The sequence below is a fragment of the Brevibacillus brevis genome, from assembly GCF_001039275.2.
In the GTDB taxonomy this organism is placed as follows: Bacteria; Bacillota; Bacilli; order Brevibacillales; family Brevibacillaceae; genus Brevibacillus; species Brevibacillus brevis_C.
The window spans coordinates 3,355,791-3,380,033 of sequence record NZ_CP030117.1; the positions used below are offsets into that span (position 1 = coordinate 3,355,791).

The following is a 24,243-nucleotide window of genomic DNA, read 5'->3' on the forward strand; positions in this document are numbered from 1 at the left end:
ATTTGACAAACCACCTGGAGATACCATATCCAAAAATTTTCCGAGAAATTGTGGAATCGTGAAGATCACGATATTGAATACCAGCGAGGCTCCACCGGCAATGTGCCGAGAGAGCTAAATTTGCTAATCGCCGTTGCGAGTACTTACCTCACTTTCTAATGGAATTGGAGAACCCATTTTAATAAGTCTTGAAAAACGGTCGTATTAAGTGAGTAGTAGATGTTTTGCCCTTTTCGTTCGTCGTAAACCATTTGTGCCTGTTTCAACAAACTGAGGTGATGGGAGATGCTGGGCTTTGTCATTTGAAAATGGTCGGCTATTTCTCCAGCCGTCATATCTTTCTCCCTCAACAGCTCAAGAATCTTTCTTCTGGTGGGATCAGAGAGTGCCTTAAATGCGTAATTTATTGACATAATCAATCGATCCTACTTTCATTCAGCACTTTTAGATATTTAGGAATTTATCTAAATCTTAGGTTGAGAAATACCTTGTGCCAGGCTCGTAAGACACCACTGGATCGTCCATCTATATATTGATTCTACCATAAATGAAAAATTCCTCCAATAATTTACACAAAGAACGTAATTCGTCAATGAAATCGAACATATGCAGCCGTCGCCTATTCTAAATGACTTGATTTGGGCTGAATATTTGCTTACAGGTACTTTCCGAAGTATGTATAATGTCGAGTGACATAAATATTTTCTTACAACGCGCAGTCAGTATCCTTGTTTGTATCACTCGACACATGAGCACAACTTATCAATTACGATTGGATACGTGAATATCTAAATGTATGCCAAATTTCATTATCATCCTTAATGGTTAGATAGATTTGCCCCGCTCCATAATCCGCCATGGCTACGTATACTTTTCCAGGAGTATACTCGCCTACATATTTCCCATAATAATCGCTATCAAACGTTAATCTTCTTCCTGATATTTCAAAGGTTACTGATGTCCCTGTCGCTGCAATACATTTGACATTTACTTTATCTACTGCTGCCTGTTGATAGGTTTGATCGTTTTGCGTTTGCATTGGGCTTTGCTGTCTAACAACTTCTAAATCCTTTTTTAATGCGTCATTCTTTTTCATACATGCTGACAAGGCTTCTTGTACTTCCGCCAGACGTCGCTCTAATCTGGCAATGTGTCGCAGTAATTCATAATCGTTGTATGGTCTGCCTTCTCCCGCCGAAATTGGATAATAACCCTCATGTGGATACCACCCGTACATAAATTCCCTCCTCCATTGGCTTTGCTACACTTTACGTTATGAATTTTCCGCCTATTCGTTCGCCTATTTTACCAAAAATTGGTTTAGGTTAGACCTTTCTGTGCTGATTTATCGCTTATCAAATTCCACTCCGTATTTATTGAAGATGGCCGTGTATTTATTCTCGAATATGGTCCATCGCTTTTCTGTTCCGTACTTTTCCTGCAAAGCCTTCCAATAATGTTTAGCCGCTACTACATCATTGGACTGTAAGAGCAAATGAAAGCTCTCTTCGCTCAGATGTAAAAATGGACCAGTGGTGTAATAATCAACAATAGATCTGGCGCTGGTCATCGTTTCATAGAAATGAATAACCTCTTCTAAACCATTTAGCAGCGTTTTTCTTACATCTTCCATATTCGTATCACGAGTGATGGTAAATCGATCTGGAACAGACTCAACGATTTCCCCAATTCTTGCTCTGAAGTGACACTCCGCTTCTTGAGGTGCTGTTAGAATCTCTCTCGATTGTATTTGTGCCAACTCCGCTGCATAAATTCCGCAATTCACATAAAACATTACATGATCCGCTGAATTGCCAGCAGATTTTTGAAAGTTGAACATGTAGATGAGGTTGTTTTCTGTTCTCTTAGTGAAATTCAAACTCTTCTTTCCGAAGCCGTGATTGGAAAGGAACGGCTTTACGTCCTGTTTAATCATATTGGTAAAGAGCTGCTGCAACCTGATCCCTCCTAGTCGTTTATGTTAGATTTTCATTTCAAATATGTGTCAAAAATCACGAGCGCTTACGCCAAGACCAAGCGAGGTCGAGCAGGGCAGCAACGACAGCTCCCGCCGTGTACCGTACAAGGTCCGCCGTCAAAAAGCCTTTTCCTAATACCAAGGCCCCAAGAGTTGTCTCCCGGAGATGATTGATCCAATCGGCCTGATACAATTGGCTAGCCTCGATCGCAAAGCAGAACGCGAAGCTGCACCACAAAGAAAAAGAAATCTTTTTATGAGCATAACAAGTGCGAAAACCATAGTAGATCATGCACGCCCATAATGCATCGCCAAAATGCTCCGCTACAAAGACAGGCAACACATCGGCGTATGTTCTGGACCCTAAGCCCAAAGCCATGACAACAAAAACGGCTACGAAATAGGCGGCCCTGTCTCTCCATCGACACGCCGAGCGCTCGTTGCGTATGCGCATAGGTATCGTCCGGTAGTACTTCCATTCGGCTTTGTGCATACACCATCAATCTTCCCTGTGTTTAGTCTAAATCTAATCTATTTTTCACAGTCTATCACTTTATTTTTGAGTCTAAAACATTATTTTCAGTGAACAACTAGATTGAGACACTTTGCGTTGTAAAGCTAGGAATAGAGAAACATATAAAAACAGATCACTGAATAGTATCGATGCCTATCAAGTGATCTGTTTTATGATGTTGAGCTATTTCCGCCAAAAAGTTGAACAGCCTGGCTTCTCCAAAATATGAAATTCGATTATTTTCTCAAGTAATGAGAAATTAACCCGACTATCCAAATACACGAGGTTGCCAGTTATCAATACTCGCTCAATATTCTTCAAAAGATTCCTTGTTGCTCCCTTCTAAGATAACTATGTCATTCAGTCGAGTCCGTAAGCATTTACCGGCATCATAATTTATTCCTTCAGTATCAAAGGACTGTTCATATCAACACCCTTTGTCATGAGGCAATGCCTCCCGACTGTTTCATAATCCCATTCTTCTGGCGTTGTTCCCGTATGGATATCGGGGTAGCGCAAGCCTACACGCGCGCTACCCCATTTTGAATCCCTTACTTCAAAATATTGTTGATCAGCGTAGCGTTTTGCTCAACAAAACCTGTATCGAGCATTTTTTCATGATCACCATATCCGTCAAACGCTGCATATGTGCCTGTTGTGGATGAACCCCACAGATTGATATCGCCCCGTACATACTCATGCGTGCTTTGAGTGGACGGTGACTTGATCATATACAGATTGGCAGCCACCTGTCCCTCATTTTTAAGATTGTCGAGATACGAGTAGTAGCTTTCGATTTTCTTCCCAACCTGTTCCTTGAAGTACTCACCTTCCCCTTGCAACTGCGGGTAGGATTGGAGCATGTATTCAACCGTTTCCTGTGCATATTTGTGGCTTTCTTCTGGCGTGAGTCGCTCATCATTTATCTCCTGAATATAGAACGAGTCTAGCAATATCAAATCCGCCACGCGTTCTCCTTGTTTCTCCAGAAGCTTTGTGATTTCAAAAGCCAGATTGCCCCCCGCTGAAATACCAAGGAATGTATACGGTCCTTGAGGTTGAATTTGTTTGATCAGACTAAGATAGGCTTCCATCCGATTCTCTGATTCGATGAAATTAAAACTATAGAACGAATAGTTATCCAATATTTCCGCCAGTCGATGATAGACTACGCCCAGTGCCACCACAGGCGGGAAGCAGAAGATGATCTTCTCCCCGTGAGCTGAGGTAGAAAGCAGCATCCGTTCTGTGGAATAATCTGGCTCGGATGTATTCTGATTCGCAATGAATTGAGCAATCTCACGAATGGTAGGAGTTTGGAAGACTTGATGAATCGGCATCTGGAAGAAAAGCTCACGCGATAGTCGGGCAGCGAATTTAATAATACTCATGGAATCGGCTCCTAGCGTAAAGAGGTGGTCGTTTACGCCAATTTGTTCAATTCCCAGTAAATCGCTCCAGATCGTGGCAAGCTGTTTTTCCAGCTCACTCTCTGGTTCGATGTAGACAGTTGTAATCCAGGATTCTACGTCTGGTCTTGGCATTGCTTTGCGGTTTATCTTTCCATTTGGTGAAAGCGGCATTACATCTAATTGCATAAAATGCAGCGGCACCATGTAGCTGGGTAGAACCTCACCAAGCTTTGTCTTGATCTGCACGACATCGATTGATTGCTCGGAAACGATGTAGCCGCAAAGATATTTCTTCCCTTTGCTGTCTACTTGGTCCAGTACAACGGCTTCCTTTACCGGAGGAAGCTGGAATAGCTGGTTCTCAATTTCCCCAAGCTCTACCCGATAGCCGCGAATCTTCACCTGTGCATCTTTTCTTCCTAGAAACTCAATGAAACCTTCTGCATGCAAAATCCCATAATCCCCAGTCCGATAGAGTCTGCCCAACTGCGGATGCAGTATAAAAGCTTCCTCAGTCTTCACCTTATCCTGCAAGTATTCCTTCGCGAGACCGATGCCTCCAATATAAAGTTCGCCCTGTACCCCGAGCGGACAATAGCCGAGCTGCTCGTTCAGTACGTAAAACTTTTGGTTTGCAAGCGGCATGCCATAAGGGATAGAGGTGTTGGTTTTCGCCAGTGCGTCTACTGGATAATAGATGGACCAGATTGACGCTTCTGTAGCTCCACCCAGACTGATTACATCCGCATCGAGGAAATGCTTGTTGATTTTTTCTGGCAGTTTCACAGAAATCCAGTCACCGCTTAACAGGGCGAGCCGCAACGAACTGTTTTTTCTGTGCGGAGTCGAGCTGGTGTGCTGTTTTTTCAACTCCTGTTCCTCATCATTACTGCCAAGAATCTCTTCCATCAACAAATCCATGATCGCAGGTACCGAGTTCCAGATGGTAATACTCTTCTCCTCTACCGTACGGCGTACCTCAGCCAAATCGCGTTGATCTGCTACCATGACTAGCGTCGCTCCGGCTGCTAGGGCTCCAAAAATATCGTAGACGGACAGGTCGAAGCACATGGAGGAGAGTCCGATGATTCGATCATTCTCATTGACGGTAAACTTGCGATTGATGTCTTGGATCGTATTGGCTGCGGCACCATGGGTAATGACCACCCCTTTTGGCCTGCCCGTACTTCCCGAGGTATAGATCACATAGGCCACATCATCCGGACTGTGATTTTCTTCTAGTTCTTTTGTGCAATACGCTGCTATTCCTTCTTTCTCGTACAACTCAGGGAGAAGCATCCCCCTGCATTGGCTGTGAATCCCCCTGCATTGGCTGTGATCGAGAATATAGTTTACCCTCTCTTCCGGATACTCCGGATCAATTGGCACATAGGCGGCCCCTGCTTTTACAATCCCCAGCAGATTAACAATTGTCTCAATTTTGCGGTTAGCCAGTAAAGCAACCCGATCATTTCGCGAAATCCCTTGCTCATGTAAATAATGGGCTACCTGATTGGAACGCTCATTCAGTTCCCTGTAGCTGATGGCTTGATCTTGGAAAATAACGGCTATTGCTTCGGGTACGCGCATCGCTTGCTCAACAAACAGGGCGTGGAGCGTCGTGTAGGGAATCGCTTCATCCGTGTCATTATAGGCAGCAATGAATCGCTGATCTTCCGCCTTTCCACTAAGCGCATAGAAGTCTTCCCCTTCCAAGACCCGATCAAGCAGGACAAAGTACTCTGCAAACATGGCGGAGATCATGCTGTCCTCAAAAAGCTCCTCCACGTAATCCCACGCAATGGTTAGGCCCCCATCTGCCTCTAGCACCTGATAATCAATGAAGACCTGAGAGGTTTGGGATACGGCCATTTTTAGCTCTCCCATCTGCTCTTGTTCGGGTTGTCCGGCATAACCTGTATCAAGCAGCATGCTGGTAAAGACGATCGGCATGACAGCCCGGTTCCCTTCCAGTCCATGATACCTGGCGAGATCGCGAATGAATTGGATACCATCGTAGTGTCTTCTCTCCAGCGCTTCCATCAACACATCCTGCACAGCCTTGGCCTGCTCCCAGAAGGAGGCTCCCCGAGAAAGCGACAAATCCAGCAGCATGACAGAGGTAAAATCTCCAATTAAGTGCATCACATCTTCATGGAACGGATATCGATTGAAAATGGTGCAGTTCAAAGCAAGGTGGGACTGGTTGCTCCAAAATGCCAACACCTTGGCGAATGCTGTGCACAGTACTGTAGTTGGTGTGATCGAATGCTCTCGCGCTTTGCGCTTCAATTGTTCGTATTTTTCTTTTTGCACTTGCATCGTTACCCGTTTGAAACGTGGGCTTATGATCAGCTCAGGACTTGTTCTCATCGGAAGGGCCGGAGCGCTTGGAAAATCTTCTAGTTTGTTAAGCCAATACTGCTTATCGTCCTGATAGGTAGGAGACTCTTTGAACGCCTGATAGGCGAGCATATAATCTCGGAATGTAATCCCGATGTCCGGTAGTTGTCGTTCTGGATGGTGGTACAGTTCAAGCAATTCTCTATGAATGAATTGGAAGCTAGCTCCATCGGTGATTAGCATGTCATACCCGATAAACAGATAATGGGTATCGGCCGAGAGCTTATATGCCTTATATTCAAAAAGCGGCCACTGGTCAGTCGGGAAGATATAATGAGACATTCGTTCCCGCTCTGTCTCAATCCATTGTTGCTGTGCGTCCTTGTCCAGATGTGTCAAATCCGTAATTGAGATCTGATATGCTGGCACATCACGCAGGATCTGTTGTTCGCCACTCGGTAAAATAACGGCGCGCAGCATTGGATGGCGAGCAATGACTTTCTGTAAAGCTTGTGTGAATCTCTGCATATCCAATTTGGTTTCCATCTCCAGATAGACGTGGGTCGAGACTCCTCCCATTTCAAAATGATCGTGTCTTCCCATGAGGTAGGCCATCTGTACATCTGTGAGCGGGAATGGTTCATACAAGCCTGCAGTATCTGCCGTTATCTCGGGATAATGAATGGTGCTCGTCGAAGCGGACTCCGTCAGTAGCCGAGTCAACTTGGAAATCGTCTGGTGACTCAAGAAGTCGCGCAGATTGATCTCTAACCCCATCTCTTTGCTGATTCGTGTCCGGATTTGGACCATAAGGATGGAGTTGCCACCCAGCTCAAAGAAGTGATCCTCTACGCCGACACGCTCAAGCCCTAATACCTCGGCCCAAATCTGGGACAGTTTTTCTTCATAAGCGTTGCTTGGTGCGACATACCTTGATTCTATCTCTTGTTTCGTATCTGGCTGTGGCAACGCCTTGCGATCCACTTTCCCATTGGGTGTCAGTGGGATTACATCCAGCTCAATGAAGTACGCTGGCACCATGTATTCTGGCAGTTCGCGCAAGAGATAGATGCGCAACTCCTCTGCTGTCACTTCTTCCTCTTCACCGCTGTAATAGGCACACAAGTATTTCTTGCCACGATGGTCTGTCTGATCGACTACGACAGCTTGACGGACGAAATCATGGGCCAAGAGCCTTCCCTCGATCTCTCCCAACTCGATGCGATAGCCGCGGATTTTGACCTGATGATCTTTTCGTCCCAAAAACTCGATGAAGCCCTCGGGATGGAACGCCCCATAGTCGCCAGTCCGATAGAGTCTGCCCAATTCAGGATGGAAAATGAAGGCTGCGCTTGTCTTCTCCTCATCATGCAGATATTCCTTGGCAAGACCAATACCCCCGATGTAAAGTTCTCCTTGCACACCGATAGGACAATGCTGCAATTGCTGATTTAACACATAGAACTGCTGATTGGCGAGCGGTATCCCATAGGGAATGGAGCGCATACCTGCTGGCAGGGCTTCCGGGATCGGGTAATAAATCGACCAGATGGAGGCCTCGGTTGCTCCTCCCAAGCTGATGACCTGCGCTTGAGTAAAGTGGCGCTTGATTTTCTGCGGAAGATGCAGAGCGATCCAGTCTCCGCTGAGCAGTACCACCTTCACTTGTTCCTGGACAAAGGAGGAGTCGACATTATCCAGCAGCATCTCCATGATCGCAGGTACGGAGTTCCAGATCGTAATCCCGTGTTCTTCTATCGCCTGACGCACCTCCAATACGTCACGCTGATCTTGAATCATGACCAAAGCCGCCCCTGCTCCCAGCGCTCCAAAGATGTCATAGACAGATAAATCGAAGCACATGGAGGACAGGCCAATAATCCGATCCGTCTCATTCACTCGTATTTTCGGTTGATGTCCTGAATGGTATTGGCGCAGGCTCCATGGGTAATAACCACTCCTTTTGGTCTGCCCGTACTGCCAGACGTATAGATGACATACGCCACATCGTCAGGATTGTGGTTATCCTTCAGTTCCATCTGTTGCATAGCTGGCCAAAACCTTCCCGTTCGTACAGTCAGGCTGCAACAACAGGTTGCAATCGCTTGTTTTCCAGGAGATAGCTTCTGCGCTCTTCTGGATACGCAGGATCAACGGGAACATATGCCGCTCCTGCCTTGAGGACACCCAAACAGATTTCACAATGGTTCCAACCTGACGGCTCGCTAGGACCGCTACTCGATCCTCTCGCCCTACTCCCTGTGCCTGCAAATAACGGGCTACTTGATTGGAACGCTTATCAAGCTCACGATATGTGAGTTGCTGCTCTTGCAGAATTACAGCCGCCTGGCATCGCGGTACCCGCTGTGCCTTGTTCGGCAAACAAGGCAATGCAGGTTCGTGTAATGGGGATTCTTCGGCTGTCTGGTTTCATAGCTGTGAATGCTCTCTTGCTCCGATGGACGCATGTTTAAAAAATTAAATTTCTTGCTGGTCCTTCGATACTTCTGCCGCCAATAAGTGGCCTGTATAGTGCGCAAAACATGGTGGAGATGATCGCAGGCTCAAACAACTGATCGACATAGTCCCACACAAGGCGTAGGGAACCATTGTCTTCAAATACTTGATGGTCGAGATAAACCTGCGAGGTTTGGCCTGCACCCATCTGGAATTCCCCTAGTTCATTCCAGCTTGCATCCCCGGATTCCTTGTTTCCAAGCAGAATACTGGTAAAGACGATCGGCATGACGGAGCGGGTCCCATACTGGTGATATTTCGACAACTCCCGGATCATCTCGATTCCATCGTAATGGCGATGCTCCAATGCCTCGAGCAAACGTTCCTGAATCGCAACCGCCTTCTCCCAGAAAGTGAGCTGTGCCCGCAAGTCGATCTCCAACAGGATCACGGAGGTAAAGTCACCGATCAGGCTATTTACATCCTCATGAAATGGTAACCGGTTAAAGACAGTGAGATTGATCGCAAAATGAGACTGGTTACTCCAATACCCGAGAACTTGCGCATAAGCCGCACACAGAACAGCAGACGGTGTTACATTATGCTCATTCGCCTTGCGTTTCAATTGCTCCCAGTCTGCTCTGGCAAAAGCCTGCTCAAATCGCTTGAAGTGTGGCGAATCAATGCTGCTTGGTTCCTGCTTCATCGGCAGTATCGGTGCCAGAGGGAACGTCGATAGCTGATCCAGCCAATAGGCTTTATCTCTTTCATACGTGTTCGTCTTTTTAAATGCTTCCACAGCCAAAATGTAGTCGCGATAGGTGCTATCCAATATCGGCGCCTGCCAGTCAGGCTGTTGATAAAATTTCATCAGCAGCTTGCCCATTAGTTGGGAACTCGCACCATCAGCGATCAGCATATCGTAGCTGATAAACAGATAGTGGGTATCGGCTGACAACTTGAACGCTTTATATTCAAAGAGTGGCCACTGGTCGGTTACAAATACATAGTGTGACATGCGCTCGCGTTCTTGCAAAATCCACTGCTGTTGCGCATCAGCATCCAGATGCGTCAAATCGAGGATCTCTATTTGATAGGCTGGTACTTGCTGTAGAATTTTTTGTTCGCCCGTTGGCAAGATAATCGCACGCATCATCGGCTGGTAAGCAATGACTTTATTCAATGCTTCATTTAGCGCATGCATATCTGCTTGTGTTTCCAGCTCCGCATAACCATGGGTTGCGACTCCGCCCATTTCAAAATGATCTTCCCTTCCCATGAGATAAGCCATTTGCACATCTGTGAGCGGAAATGGCTCATGCATGTTAACGGGATCTGGTGTGAGAACCGGATAAACGACCGCTCGGGTCACATCTCCACTATTAAGCAAATGAGCCAGTTTGGAAATCGTCTGGTGACTCAAGAAGTCGCGCAGATTGACATCGACCCCCAGCTCTTTGCTGATACGTGTCCGGATTTGGACCATTAGGACGGAGTTGCCACCCAGCTCAAAGAAATGATCCTCTACGCCGACACGCTCAAGCCCTAACACTTCGGCCCAAATCTGGGACAGCTTTTCTTCATAGGCGTTGCTTGGTGCGACATACCTTGATTCTATCTCTTGTTTCGTATCTGGCTGTGGCAACGCCTTGCGATCCACTTTCCCATTGGGTGTCAGTGGGATTACATCCAGCTCGATGAAGTACGTTGGCACCATGTATTCTGGCAGTTCGCGCAAGAGATAGATGCGCAGCTCCTCCGCTGTCACTTCTTCCTCTTCCCTGCTGTAATAGGCACACAAATATTTCTTGCCGCGATGATCTGTCTGATCGACTACGACAGCTTGACGGACGAAATCATGGGCCAAGAGTCTTCCCTCAATCTCTCCCAACTCGATGCGATAGCCACGGATTTTGACCTGATGATCTTTTCGTCCCAAAAACTCTATGAAGCCTTCGGGATGGAACACCCCATAGTCGCCAGTCCGATAGAGTCTGCCCAGTTCAGGATGGAAGATGAAGGCTGCGCCTGTCTTCTCCTCATCATGCAGATATTCCTTGGCAAGACCAATACCCCCGATGTAGAGTTCCCCTTGCACGCCGATAGGACAATGCTGCAATTGTTGATTAAGCACATAGAACTGCTGATTGGCGAGCGGTATCCCATAGGGAATGGAGCGCATACCTGCTGGCAAGGTTTCCGGGATCGGGTAATAAATCGACCAGATGGAAGCCTCGGTTGCTCCTCCCAAGCTGATGACCTGCGCTTGAGTAAAGTGCCGCTTGATCTTCTGCGGAAGATGCAGAGCGATCCAGTCTCCGCTGAGCAGTACCACCTTCACTTGTTCCTGCAAAAAGGAAGACTCTATATTATCCAGCAGCATCTCCATGATCGCAGGTACGGAGTTCCAGATCGTAATCCCGTGTTCTTCTATCGCCTGACGCACCTCCAATACGTCACGCTGATCTTGAATCATGACCAAAGCCGCCCCTGCTCCCAGCGCTCCAAAGATGTCATAGACAGATAAATCGAAGCACATGGAGGACAGGCCAATAATCCGATCCGTCTCATTCACCTCGTATTTTCGGTTGATGTCCTGAATGGTATTGGCGCAGGCTCCATGGGTAATAACCACTCCTTTTGGTCTGCCCGTACTGCCAGACGTATAGATGACATACGCCACATCGTCAGGATTGTGGTTATCCTTCAGTTCATCTGTTGCATAGCTGGCCAAACCTTCCCGTTCGTACAGGTCAGGCTGCAACAACAGGTTGCAATCGCTGTTTTCCAGGAGATAGCTTCTGCGCTCTTCTGGATACGCAGGATCAACGGGAACATATGCCGCTCCTGCCTTGAGGACACCCAACAGATTCACAATGGTTCCAACCTGACGGCTCGCTAGGACCGCTACTCGATCCTGTCGCCCTACTCCCTGTGCCTGCAAATAACGGGCTACTTGATTGGAACGCTCATCAAGTTCACGATATGTGAGGTGCTGCTGTTGGCAGATTACAGCCGCTGCATCCGGTACCCGCTGTGCTTGTTCGGCAAACAAGGCATGCAGGGTCGTGTACGGGATTTCTTCTGCTGTCTGGTTATAGCTGTGAATGCTCTCTTGCTCCGGTGGACGCAGTTCAAAAATAAATTCTTGCTGTCCTTCGATCTCTGCCGCCAAAATGCCTGTATATTGCGCAAACATGGTGGAGATGATCGCAGGCTCAAACAACTGATCGACATAGTCCCACACAAGGCGTAGGGAACCATTGTCTTCAAACACTTGATGGTCGAGATAAACCTGCGAGGTTTGACCTGCACCCATCTGAATTTCCCCTAGTTCATACCAGCTTACTTCCCCGGATTCCTTGTTTCCAAGCAGAATACTGGTAAAGACAATCGGCATGACGGAGCGTGTCCCATACTGGTGATATTTCGACAACTCTCGGATCATCTCGATTCCATCGTAATGGCGATGCTCCAATGCCTCGAGCAAACGTTCCTGAATCGCGACCGCCTTCTCCCAGAAAGTGAGCTGTGCTCGCAAGTCGATCTCCAACAGGATCACGGAGGTAAAATCACCAATCAAGCTATTTACATCCTCATGAAATGGTAACCGGTTAAAGACAGTGAGATTGATAGCAAAATGAGATTGGTTACTCCAGAAAGAAAGTACTTGGGCATAAGCCGCACACAGTACGGCAGACGGTGTTACATTATGCTCATTCGCCTTGCGTTTCAATTGCTCCCAGTCTGCTCTGGCAAAAGCCTGCTCAAATCGCTTGAAGTGTGGCGAATCAATGCTGCTTGGTTCCTGCTTCATCGGCAGTATCGGTGCCAGAGGGAACGTGGATAGCTGATCCAGCCAATAGGCTTTATCTCTTTCATACGTGTTCGTCTTTTTAAATGCTTCCAAAGCCAAAATGTAGTCGCGATAGGTGCTCTCCAACACTGGTGCCTGCCAGTCAGGCTGTTGATAAAATTTCATCAGCAGCTTGCCCATTAGTTGGATACTCGCACCATCAGCGATCAGCATATCGTAGCTGATAAACAGATAGTGGGTATCGGCTGACAACTTGAACGCTTTATATTCAAAGAGTGGCCACTGGTCGGTCGCAAATACATAGTGTGACATACGCTCACGTTCTTGCAAAATCCACTGCTGTTGCGCATCAGCATCCAGATGTGTCAAATCGAGGATCTCTATCTGGTAGGCTGGTACATGCTGCAAAATTTTTTGTTCGCCCGTTGGCAAGATAATCGCACGCATCATCGGCTGGTAAGCAATGACTTTATTCAATGCTTCATTCAGCGCATACATATCTGCTTGTGTTTCCAGCTCCGCATAACCATGGGTTGCGACTCCGCCCATTTCAAAATGATCTTCCCTTCCCATGAGATAAGCCATTTGCACATCTGTGAGCGGAAATGGCTCATGCATGTTAACGGGATCTGGTGTGAGAACCGGATAAACGACCGCTCGGGTCACATCTCCACTATTAAGCAAATGAGCCAGTTTGGAAATCGTCTGGTGACTCAAGAAGTCGCGCAGATTGACATCGACCCCCAGCTCTTTGCTGATACACGTGCGGATTTGGACCATAAGGACGGAGTTGCCACCCAACTCAAAGAAATGATCCTCTACGCCGACACGCTCAAGCCCTAACACTTCGGACCAGATTTGCGCAAGCTTTTCCTCGATGTTCGTACGAGGAGCCACATATTTGGCATCCAGCTCTTGCTTTGTATCTGGTTGTGGCAACGCCTTGCGATCGACCTTCCCATTGGGTGTCAGTGGGATTACATCCAGCTCAATGAAGTACGTTGGCACCATGTATTCCGGCAGTTCGCGCAAGAGATAGATGCGCAGCTCCTCCGCTGTCACTTCTTCCTCTTCCCTGCTGTAATAGGCACACAAATATTTCTTGCCGCGATGATCTGTCTGGTCGACTACGACAGCTTGACGGACGAAATCATGGGCCAAGAGTCTTCCCTCAATCTCTCCCAACTCGATGCGATAGCCACGGATTTTGACCTGATGATCTTTGCGCCCCAAAAACTCGATGAAGCCTTCGGGATGGAACACCCCATAGTCGCCTGTCCGATAGAGTCTGCCCAGTTCAGGATGGGGGATGAAGGCTGCGCTTGTCTTCTCCTCATCATGCAGATATTCCTTGGCAAGACCAATACCCCCGATGTAGAGTTCTCCTTGCACGCCAATAGGACAATGCTGCAATTGCTGATTTAACACATAGAACTGCTGATTGGCGAGCGGCATCCCATAGGGAATGGAGCGCATACCTGCTGGCAGGGCTTCCGGGATCGGGTAATAAATCGACCAGATGGAAGCCTCGGTTGCTCCTCCCAAGCTGATGACCTGCGCTTGAGTAAAGTGCCGCTTGATCTTCTGCGGAAGATGCAGAGCGATCCAGTCTCCGCTGAGCAGTACCACCTTCACTTGTTCCTGGACAAAGGAGGAGTCGACATTATCCAGCAGCATCTCCATGATCGCAGGTACCGAGTTCCAGATCGTAATTCCGTGTTCTTCTATCGCCTGACGCACCTCCAATACGTCACGCTGATCTTGAATCATGACCAGAGCCGCCCCTGCTCCCAGTGCTCCAAAGATGTCATAGACGGATAGATCGAAGCACATGGAGGAGAGACCAATAATCCGATCCGTCTCATTCACCCCGTATTTTCGATTGATGTCCTGAATGGTATTGGCGCACGCTCCATGGGTAATAACTACCCCTTTTGGTCTGCCCGTACTGCCAGAAGTATAGATGACATACGCCACATCGTCCGGATTGTGGTTATCCGTCATCTCATCAGGTGCATAGCTGGCCAAGCCTTCCTGTTCGTACAGGTCAGGCTGCAACAACAGCTTGCAATCGCTGTTTTCCAGGAGATAGCTTCTGCGCTCTTCTGGATACGCAGGATCGACGGGAACATATGCCGCTCCTGCCTTGAGGACACCCAACAGATTCACAATGGTTCCAACCTGACGGCTCGCTAGGACTGCTACTCGATCCTCTCGCCCTATTCCCTGTGTCTGCAAATAACGGGCTACTTGATTGGAGCGTTTGTCAAGGTCACGATATGTGAGGTGCTGCTCTTGGCAGATTACAGCCGCTGCATCCGGTACCCGCTGTGCTTGTTCGGCAAACAAGGCATGCAGGGTCGTGTATGGGATTTCTGCTTGCGTATGATTAAACGCAGCAATCTGTATCCTATCTTTCTCACCAATCTGGAGTGGTTCAGGCGTATTCCCTTGTAACAAACTATCTACCATGCTAGAAAAATGACCAAACATCGTCTCCATTAACTCTGGTTCAAACAACTCATCCACATAATCCCAGAATATCCACAGCTCATCCGCTAGCAAGGTAGCCTGGAAATCAATATAGACTTGTGATGTCTGAGTAATCCCCGTCTTGAGATCGCCCAATTGCTCCAAGCCAGGACGACCCGCCTGCTGCTCTCCCGTCAATACAGAGGTGAATACGTAAGGCATGACCGCTTTACCATGCATCCAATCATGATATTTGACCAACTCGCGGATCAGTTCAACGCCTTCAAAATGTCGATGCTCTAATGCTTCAATTAGCACCTGCTGTACATAACGTGCTTTCTCCCAAATCGTTGGCTGAGATGCAAAATGAATCCCCAAAAGCAAATTGGATGTAAAGTCACCAACTATTTGTTCCACATCAGGATGGAATGGATAGCGGTTAAAGACAGTCAGATTGATCGCAATGTCTGATTGGTTGCTCCAGAGTGCCAGAATCTCTGCATAGATCGTGGCAAATAAAGCGGAAGGTGTAACCCCATGCTCAAGTGATATACGCTTCAGCTTCTCCCATTGCTTCTTGCTATAGATTCGTTCTTTACGTTGAAAAGTGGGAAGTTGAATGTCATTCGGGTTACATCTGAGTGGCAATGCCGGAGCCTGCGGAAAGCTTTCCACCTTTTGCAACCAAAATTGCTTGTCAGTCTCATAAACTTCCGATTGCTTCAATGCTTTGTACGCCATCATATAATCGCGGAAGGTAAACGACGAATCAGGCAACTCTGCATCGGGATTCTCATAATATCTCATCAAATCCCGACCGATGATATCCATACTGGCCGCATCGGCAATCAACAGGTCTCGGCCCATACATAAAAGATGCTTATTCTCAGAGAGTCGATATGCCTTAAATTCAAACAGCGGCCATTGATCAGTGGGAAACACGTAGTGTGACATACGATTGCGCTCGGCATGAATGCAAGCCTGCTGTGCCGCTTCATCAAGCTCACGCAAATCCACAACCTCAATCTGATACGCTGGGACATGCTCCAGAATTTGTTGCTCGCCAGTCGGCAAAATAATCGCTCGCAACATGGGATGACGACTGATTACTTGGTTAAGGCTGGCATTGAATCGCCCTATATCAATCGTGGTCTCCACTTCTGTATAGACATGTGTAGATACTCCACCTAATTCAAACTCGGCATTTCGGCCTAAAAAGTACGCCATCTGTATATCCGTTAATGGGAAGGGCTGATAGAGATGTTGGAAATCAGCCTTCGCTTCCGGGTATGGAGAGACTTCTTCGGAAGCTTTGACTGTATGGTCATCCTTTAATGTTGCTTCCCTTGCAGGCTCTAGCTTGGAACAATAGCTTGTGAGCTGCTGCAGATAGAAGATAAAATCATCAGCAACCCTGCTTATTGTCTCTTCCCGATATTCCTGCTGGTTATAGTGGATAGAAAGGCGGAACTGGCCCCCCATGACCATGCAGGTGATATCAATGGCGTGGGCTCTTTGTGAAGAAGGGTCGAGCATTTGCCCTGTGCCCACAGGAGATACGCTATATACCTCATCCATTTCCTGATCGAATTGCCCTAAATAGTTGAAGCAGATTTCCGGTGTTTTAGAAAACGTCAGCTCTCGCTTATTTTCATCAGCAGTCAAATATTTCAGGATTCCATAGCCGATCCCGCGATTCGGAACACTTTGAAGCGTTTCGTGAACCTTGCTGATTTGCTCACCCCAATCATCCGTATCGATTATTTCCAGAGCAAGCGGATACACCGACGTAAACCATCCGATAGTTCTACTGACGCTTATCTCAGATAAAATTTCTTCACGTCCATGCCCTTCCATACCGATTAAAAAGCGATCTTCTTTTGTCCATTTTTTTAGAGTCAGACCAAGAGCCGCCAAGAGTATTTCGTTTGTTTCCACACGCACTGCTTTGCCAGCTACACGCAAGAGGTGCATGGTTTCCTTTTGGTTTAGTTCCCGTTCCAATATGTGTGTATCCTTGACAAGATTGCTCTTCGTTTGGTGGTCTTTGGGCAACGGAGAGATTCTGTATGCTTCAAGCTTTTGCCAATAATCTTTCTCTTTTAATAGCGGCTGCTGGTTTGCATAGGCTGCTAGCCCTTTTGCCCACGATTGATAAGAAGACGTCTTTTTTGGAAGCTGAAGCTCTTTTTGCTCCAACGCTTGTTTGTATACTTGAGCCAAATCCTCAAGCAAAATGCGCCAAGACACTCCGTCGATGACAAGATGGTGAATGACAATTAAGAGGTGGTCTCCTGTATTTGTCTGGAAGAGTCCTGCCTTGACGAGTGGGCCTTTGGTGATATCTATGCTTCTTTGGATTTCGTTTGCTTTTTCCAGCATCGTTTGCTCGATCTCGGTCTGCTCGCGAAGATCGAACAACGCCAATTCATAGAGAGGCTCCTTCGCTCCTCTATTGGTTTGAATAATCTGTGGCTCATTTATCTGGTAAACCATTCGTAGTGCATCATGATGAATAGACAAATGGGTCAACGCTTTTTCTAGTGCTTCTTTCTCAAAACCTGATTCTCTGTAAAGCATGAAGGCTTGATTCCAATGTCCGCGCTGTGGAATCTCCTGGTCAAAGAACCAATGCTGAATCGGAGTAAGCTCTACATCCCCTGTTACCACACCCTGGTCACAGCTTTTGGTAGAACGCTTCATTACTTTCGCCAATTGCGCTACCGTTGGATGGTCAAACAGATCTTTGATGCCGACTTGCAGTCCATGTTTTTGCAGGCGAGAAGAGACTTGAATCGCCTTGATCGAGTCACCGCCAAACGCAAAGAAATGATCGTCAATGCCAATCTGTGTAACCCCCAGAACATCTTGCCACACCTTAACCAGGTTCATCTCTGCCTCGTCACGCGGTGCCAAATATTCAGTATTTCCCTGCTCCTGAATGTTTGGCAGCGGCAGTGATTTACGGTCGATTTTGCCACTCTGATTTAACGGGTAGCTATCCAGTTGCATGTAATAGGACGGAACCATATAACTAGGCAACCGCGCCAGCAAATACGCGCGCAAATCCTCTTCATCAAGGGGTTCGGACATGATCAGATAGGCACACAGATACTTTCCTCCACGCATATCTTCATTCATCGTTACCAATGCTTGCCTGATGGCGCGATAGTTAAACAAATGCGCTTCGATCTCTCCCATTTCAATACGAAATCCTCTAATTTTTAGCTGGAAATCCATCCGACCCATGTATTCGATATTTCCGTCAGGCAGCAATCGGCACAAGTCGCCTGTTTTGTACATTTTTGCTCCGGGGGTAAACGGATTTCGGACAAAAACCTCTTCCGTCAGCTCAGGACGATTCACATACCCTCTGGCCAAACCTGCTCCTGCAATGCACAGTTCCCCCGGTACGCCCAACGGTTGAAGCTGATGATCCCGATCCACAATATACAACTGGATATTCTCCACTGGCTTCCCGATCAGAACGGTAGACACCTCTGTCCCAGCCGGACAATCATAATAAGAGACATGGATAGTAGCTTCGGTTGGTCCATACAGATTTGAGAGGATGAGCGAAGTATTACCTCTCCATAGCTGATTAAAACGATTCACATGCTGAGCGGTAAGCGCCTCTCCGCTAGCGAATACTTTTTGAATGGTAGAGAGTCGCTTCACATGATTGTCGCCATATTCGAGATAATCCAAAAAAGCTTGAAGCATGGATGGGACAAAATGAATGACAGTCACACCCTGTTGTTCGACAGTTTGAATAATCATCTCAGGCTCTTTTTCGCCGCCCGGTTCGAGAAAGCAAAGCGTTGCTCCCTGGAAGAACCACCAGCATAGCTCAAAGACAGATACATCAAAGGTATACGCTGTCTTCTGCATGATCACGTCATTTTCCGTGATCGGATACTGATGTTGCATCCAGCACAAATTGTTGATCACAGCATGGTGTTCAATCATTACGCCTTTAGGCATCCCTGTCGAGCCAGAGGTGTAGATGACATAAGCCAGATCGGCCGAAGTATTCATACATTCCAGATCAGAAGAATCTCCTTGGTAAAGGGCTTTATCATCCAGATCCATGACGATTTGCTCCACATCCAGTTCTTGTATGAACTGAGACTGGGTCAGGAGCAATTTGGCTTCGCTGTCTTTGAGCAAGAAGCGAATGCGCTCGGCTGGGTTGGCTGGATCGATGGGGACATACGCGCCACCGGCCTTATGAATAGCCAGAATGGCAATCATCATCTCAAATGATCGTTCTACCATCAATCCGACTATTTGATTGGGCACGATACCCTCTCGACGCAATACCCGGGCCAACTGATTGGAGCGTTCGTGCAATTCCCGGTAGGTCATGGACCGATCTCGGAAAAGAAGCGCTGTTTTTTCTGGATGCCTCCTCGCTGATTCTGTAAACACCTGATGCAGCAGCTTGTCTTTGGGATATACCACCTTCGTCTGGTTGCAATGATGTGATAGCTCATTTTGCTCTGCATCTGTGAGTATACATAGTTTGCCTATTTCTACTGAGGGATCACTTAGAATTGTCTTTACCACTTCCCGGATATGGCCAGCCACTCTTTCCATATGCCCCTGCTCGTAGACAAGGCCGTTATATTTCAGTGTGATGGCTAATTCCTCTGTCGGGATCACAATCAGATTAAAATCATAGTTGGTCTGTTCAAACAGATCAAAATCATACAGTTTTAGGCCCTGAAAATCATGGCCGCCTAGCAAATCTACTTCAAGCGGCACATTTTCAAAAGCGATAATGTGATGAATCAGCCCTTGTGACAATTCAGAAGCTGCCTGAATCTTGGAAAGTGGAAAATAACTATGCTCTTCCGATGCCAGCATCTGTGTCTGCATCCGTTTCATTAGCTCTGTAAAGCGTATCCCGGCTTCAAATTGAACACGCACAGGATTCGTATTGATAAACAGGCCGATCATCTGCTCAATTCCTGAAATCGGAGCTTGTCGACCAGATACAACCGCGCCGAACAATACATCGTCAGCGTTGTTATAGCGCTTCAGGATGATACTCCAGATGGATTGAACAACCGTATTGAGCGTTACATGATGCTCTTTCGCCAACCGTTTTAGGCGTGCTGTTTCCTGTTTGGAAATCGTGAGCTGTACCTTTTGTTGTTGATATCCAGAAGACTTTTCCTTCTTCGCCCATGGCAACAAGGTAGGTTCGTCTACTCCCTCAATGTAATCGCTCCAGTATGCACCTGCCTTTTGCTGATTCTGCTGATGCAACCATTGCAAATAGGTGGAAAACGGTTTCGGCTCCGGCAACCGGGGATCGGTGTTTTCCGCCATGGCCTGATAAATCGCAAAGAGCTCCTCAATAATTGGCCCGAGGCTCCATCCATCCACAATGATATGGTGGAAACTGAGCAGTAGGTGAAAATCGGCTTCTCCCTTTTTGAAAACAGATAGGCGGATAAGTAAGTCGCGCGTCAGGTCAAAGCCCTTTGCCCGGTCCTGCTCTTTCAAAGAGGCAAGTAAGTCTGCCTGCTCCTGTCCTGAATAGAAAGAGAGGTCCGTATAGCTGATCTTGCTTTTTCTTTTTTCCAGCACGATTTGGATCGGTTGCTTTGCTTTCTCTGTATTGAAAACCGTACGAAAAACATCATGACGCATAATCAAAAGCTGTAGGCTTTGCTCCAATAAAGATTTCTGAAGATCTCCTTTGATTCCAAAGGAAAGCTGAACAAAGAACGACTGATCATTGGGATCGAGCAAGGAATGGTAGAGAATTCCTTCCTGCATCGGTGTTAATGGATACACTTTTTGCAGCAATTGTTGTGAAGACATATGTTTACCCCCATGATTATTGAATGGTTTCCTTTAATTCCTCTTCTAATTCCTTTATTTCATCTATGGATAGACCCAGTTCATCAAGTAGAACAGGCGTCTCATCAACGCCATCGGCATTTGCGCTACTCTCTGGGGCATGCGCCTGATTTCCTTGTAAAAAAGAAGAGAGACCTGCAATAGTAGGCTGATTGAACAAATCTTTTACCTGAATCATGACTTCCTGTTCACGAAGGCGTGCACATATCTGGATTGCCTTGATCGAATCTCCCCCTAAATGAAAATAATTGTCCATGATACCAACCAGTGAGATTCCCAGCACCTCTTGCCAGACTTGGACAAGCTGTTGCTCTGTTTCATTGCGTGGCGCCATGTACGCTTGGCTTTGTAAGTCCTCCCAGTCTGGCTCAGGCAAAGCACGACGGTCTACCTTACCATTTGTGTTTAACGGGAGAGAGGCCATTTGGTGGAAAGAAGCTGGTAGCATATAGTACGGAAGGGACTTCGCTAGCTGGACACGTAGTTCTTGGACATCTACCTCGTAATTCGCTACAAAATAGGCGCATAGTTGATCCAATCCTGTAGTCGACGTCCAATTAATCACTACAGCCTCTTTCACTCCTTCCAGCTCCAGAAGGCTATGCTCAATCTCACCTAGCTCGATGCGAAAGCCTCTACGCTTCACCTGATGATCTACCCGCCCAATAAATTCGATGGTCCCATTAGGCAGCCAGCGAGCTAAATCCCCTGTCTTGTACATCCGTTCCCCAGGGTAAAACGGATGTGGGACAAATTTCTCGGCGGTAAGCTCCGGATTGTTCAGATAACCACGAGCCAGACCGTCCCCGGAAATACATAGCTCTCCAATGGCGCCATAAGGTTGCATTTGATTTTTCTTGTTGAGGATAAACACCTGCGTATTGGCAAGTGGCACACCGATCGGGACAGTTCCGAGCTCCTCGTCTACCTCGTCCACCGCATGATAAGTAGCATAGACTGTACTCTCTGTTGGACCATATACATGCAGGATTGCTCCCTTTCCCATATAAGCGAGGGCTTTTTGGACATGTCGCAGAGAGACTCGTTCCCCGCCGAAAAGCACTTTGCGCACGCCGGAAAAGCTTTCAATATTGTGATCTACCAGTGTGTTGAACAAAGCTGTCGTTACGAAAAAAATGGTTACTCGCTGCTCTTTTATTTGCGAAAGCAATCCGGTCATATTGAGAAGTGTTTCATAATCAAGTAGCACCAGTTTGGCGCCATTTAACAACGCACCGAAAATATCAAAGGTGGAGCCATCAAAAGCGAAGTTGGACAATTGCAAGATTGTGTCGTCCGGCGTGATTTCCAGATAATTTGTGGTCTTTATTACTCTAGTTACGTTGAAGTGCTGGGTCAAAATACCCTTGGGCTTTCCAGTCGATCCAGAGGTGTACATCACGTAGGCGAGATGCTCAGGTTGACAAGTGCGTAAGGGATCCTGATTCCACCCAGGATTCGTCGCTGCGAGCATATCCTCCAGCACAAGCACCTGAAAAGCCTCGCCATGCTTTATCCCTTCTTCGACCTCTCTCCATTTCTCCCACATTTCTCTTTGGATCAGGACCATTTTGGGTTTAGCGTCAGACAAGATCATACCAAGCCGTTCAACAGGATTTCTCGGATCGAGTGGGACGTATGCAACGCCCGCTTTAAGAATACCGAAAATTCCGGCAATCATAGTGGGAGAACGCTCAGTAAAAATCCCGATCAGTTCGTCAGGTTGGACCCCTTTTTGCTGAAGTTGATGAGCAATCCGGTTTGCGCGCTGGTTAAGCTCCTCATAAGTTATCGTCTCTTGACCATATACAAGTGCGGTCTGTTTCGGCACTGCTTTCACCTGTTGCTCAAATAGATCAGCGATCGTCTTCTGTCTGGGGTAGTTCGTTTTCGTCTGGTTTTTTTCTGCTAGAAAGTGGCGTTTTTCCTCAGCGGTAAGCATTTCGATCTCATCGAGACCTATCGAGACATCTAGGCTTACAGACTCGATGACAGTTTGGATATGACCTGCCATGCGTTGGATATCCTCGCTCGAAAAATGCTCTTGGCGGTAGATCAGGCGCAGCATTAGTTGATCGGATTTTGACATGACCGTAATGCTAAGCGGGTAATGGGTATGCTCAATGACACGCTTCTCGCCAGCATGTACACCGTCTTCTTGCCATTGCCTTCTCCACGCTTGATTCGCAGGGCTGTTGTCAAAAACCAACAAATGATCAAAAAGGGGAGCCCCTAATGTTACACGCTGAATCTCGGACAAAGGCACATATTCATGCTTCTTGGCGAGCCTGGTTTGTTCGTGAATGCTTTGCAACAACTCCTGAAATGTCTGTTCCTGTGCCGTTTTTACCCGCAGAGGTAAGGTGTTTATGAAGAGCCCAACCATCTTTTCCACCCCGGAAAGCTCGGCTGGACGTCCAGCTACCACCGTACCAAAAACAACATCAGTGCGGTCGTTATAGGTTTGCAATACGATCCCCCAGATTGCTTGGAACACGGAACTTAGTGTCACCTGATTTTGTCGGGCGATATGTGTAAGCCGCTGTGTTACCGCTAAATCGAGGAACACATCATACTCTCCAGCAACAGAGGAGGCATCACGTAGCTTGCTCCCTACTGGTAAGGGGGCGATTTCCTCATAACCATGCAATTCATTCTGCCAATATTCGAGAGCACTGCTCCGATCTTGTTTCCACAGCCATTTCATATAGTGGCTGTACGGCTGAGTGGGAGGCAATTGGTCTAGCGTTCTATTCAATAGTGAATGATAGATCTGCACCAGATCTCCCAAAATAATATCTGCGCACCACCCGTCCATCAGAATGTGATGGAAGCTGATCAAGAGGGTCCATTCCTTTTCGCCCTTCTCGATGATCTGCAAGCGGATCAAAGAGTCTTTTGTAAGATCAAATCCTCGCTCCCGGTCCTCCCTGATTAGCTTTTCTACCCATTCCTCCACGGGAAATTCAACTGATTCGATAGGGCGTTTTTGCACTTTTATCATTAGCGGTCGCTCCCGGAGGACGACCTGCATCGGCTGTTTTACCTGTTCATGCAAAAAGGTAGTGCGTAGTACCTCGTGGCGTTGGACAAGTAATTCAAAGCTTTTCGCTAGTACCGTCACATGCAGATCACCTGTAACAGGCAGCACGATCTGCACTTGATAAGACGTATCATCTTGATCAGCCAATGCATGAAAGAGCATCCCTTCCTGCATCGGTGAGAGTGAATAGATATCTTGTACATGTTCTCTGGAAAAAGTCGTCATGTTTTTCCCCCGCCTCACTCAAAATGCTTACTGTATGCTTTCTAGCAGGAAATCGTAGATTCGTTCTATTTCATCCTGCTTCAGTTCCCTTTGCATGAAATCTCTAGG

Annotated in this window: 8 protein-coding genes and 2 pseudogenes; all 10 read right to left on the bottom strand. The window is 47.1% G+C overall.

Annotated elements, in window-relative coordinates; all coding sequences use genetic code 11:
- Positions 1 to 155: 155 nt before the first annotated feature.
- Positions 156 to 413, bottom strand: coding sequence for an autorepressor SdpR family transcription factor (locus AB432_RS16090; RefSeq protein ID WP_048033142.1), 258 nt, complete (start codon positions 411 to 413; stop codon positions 156 to 158).
- 353 nt (positions 414 to 766) lie between these two features.
- Complete coding sequence (locus AB432_RS16095; RefSeq protein WP_048033143.1) at positions 767 to 1,237, bottom strand: hypothetical protein; 471 nt, start codon at positions 1,235 to 1,237, stop codon at positions 767 to 769.
- A gap of 108 nt (positions 1,238 to 1,345) precedes the next feature.
- Positions 1,346 to 1,957: a DUF4304 domain-containing protein gene (locus AB432_RS16100; protein ID WP_048033144.1), complete on the bottom strand. Its 612-nt coding sequence runs from the start codon at positions 1,955 to 1,957 to the stop codon at positions 1,346 to 1,348.
- Positions 1,958 to 2,012: 55 nt separating this feature from the next.
- Complete coding sequence (locus tag AB432_RS16105) at positions 2,013 to 2,471, bottom strand: ribosomal maturation YjgA family protein (RefSeq protein ID WP_053079590.1); 459 nt, start codon at positions 2,469 to 2,471, stop codon at positions 2,013 to 2,015.
- A gap of 572 nt (positions 2,472 to 3,043) precedes the next feature.
- Positions 3,044 to 5,494 (bottom strand): non-ribosomal peptide synthetase, encoded by a 2,451-nt coding sequence (locus tag AB432_RS31415; RefSeq protein WP_327378040.1) that lies wholly within the window; start codon positions 5,492 to 5,494, stop codon positions 3,044 to 3,046.
- Between the two features lie 132 nt (positions 5,495 to 5,626).
- Positions 5,627 to 8,295, bottom strand: a pseudogene (locus tag AB432_RS31420) (AMP-binding protein); the annotation flags it as partial.
- Between the two features lie 29 nt (positions 8,296 to 8,324).
- Positions 8,325 to 8,438 (bottom strand): hypothetical protein, encoded by a 114-nt coding sequence (locus AB432_RS31520; RefSeq protein WP_419178486.1) that lies wholly within the window; start codon positions 8,436 to 8,438, stop codon positions 8,325 to 8,327.
- Positions 8,439 to 8,470: 32 nt separating this feature from the next.
- Positions 8,471 to 8,638: pseudogene (locus AB432_RS31525) on the bottom strand (AMP-binding protein); the annotation flags it as partial.
- A gap of 79 nt (positions 8,639 to 8,717) precedes the next feature.
- Positions 8,718 to 20,828, bottom strand: a complete 12,111-nt coding sequence (locus AB432_RS16130) for a non-ribosomal peptide synthetase (RefSeq protein ID WP_113732276.1) — start codon at positions 20,826 to 20,828, stop codon at positions 8,718 to 8,720.
- Between the two features lie 16 nt (positions 20,829 to 20,844).
- Entirely contained in the window at positions 20,845 to 24,135 is a 3,291-nt protein-coding gene (locus AB432_RS16135; protein WP_053079592.1) for a non-ribosomal peptide synthetase, read from the bottom strand.
- Between the last annotated feature and the right edge of the window lie 108 nt (positions 24,136 to 24,243).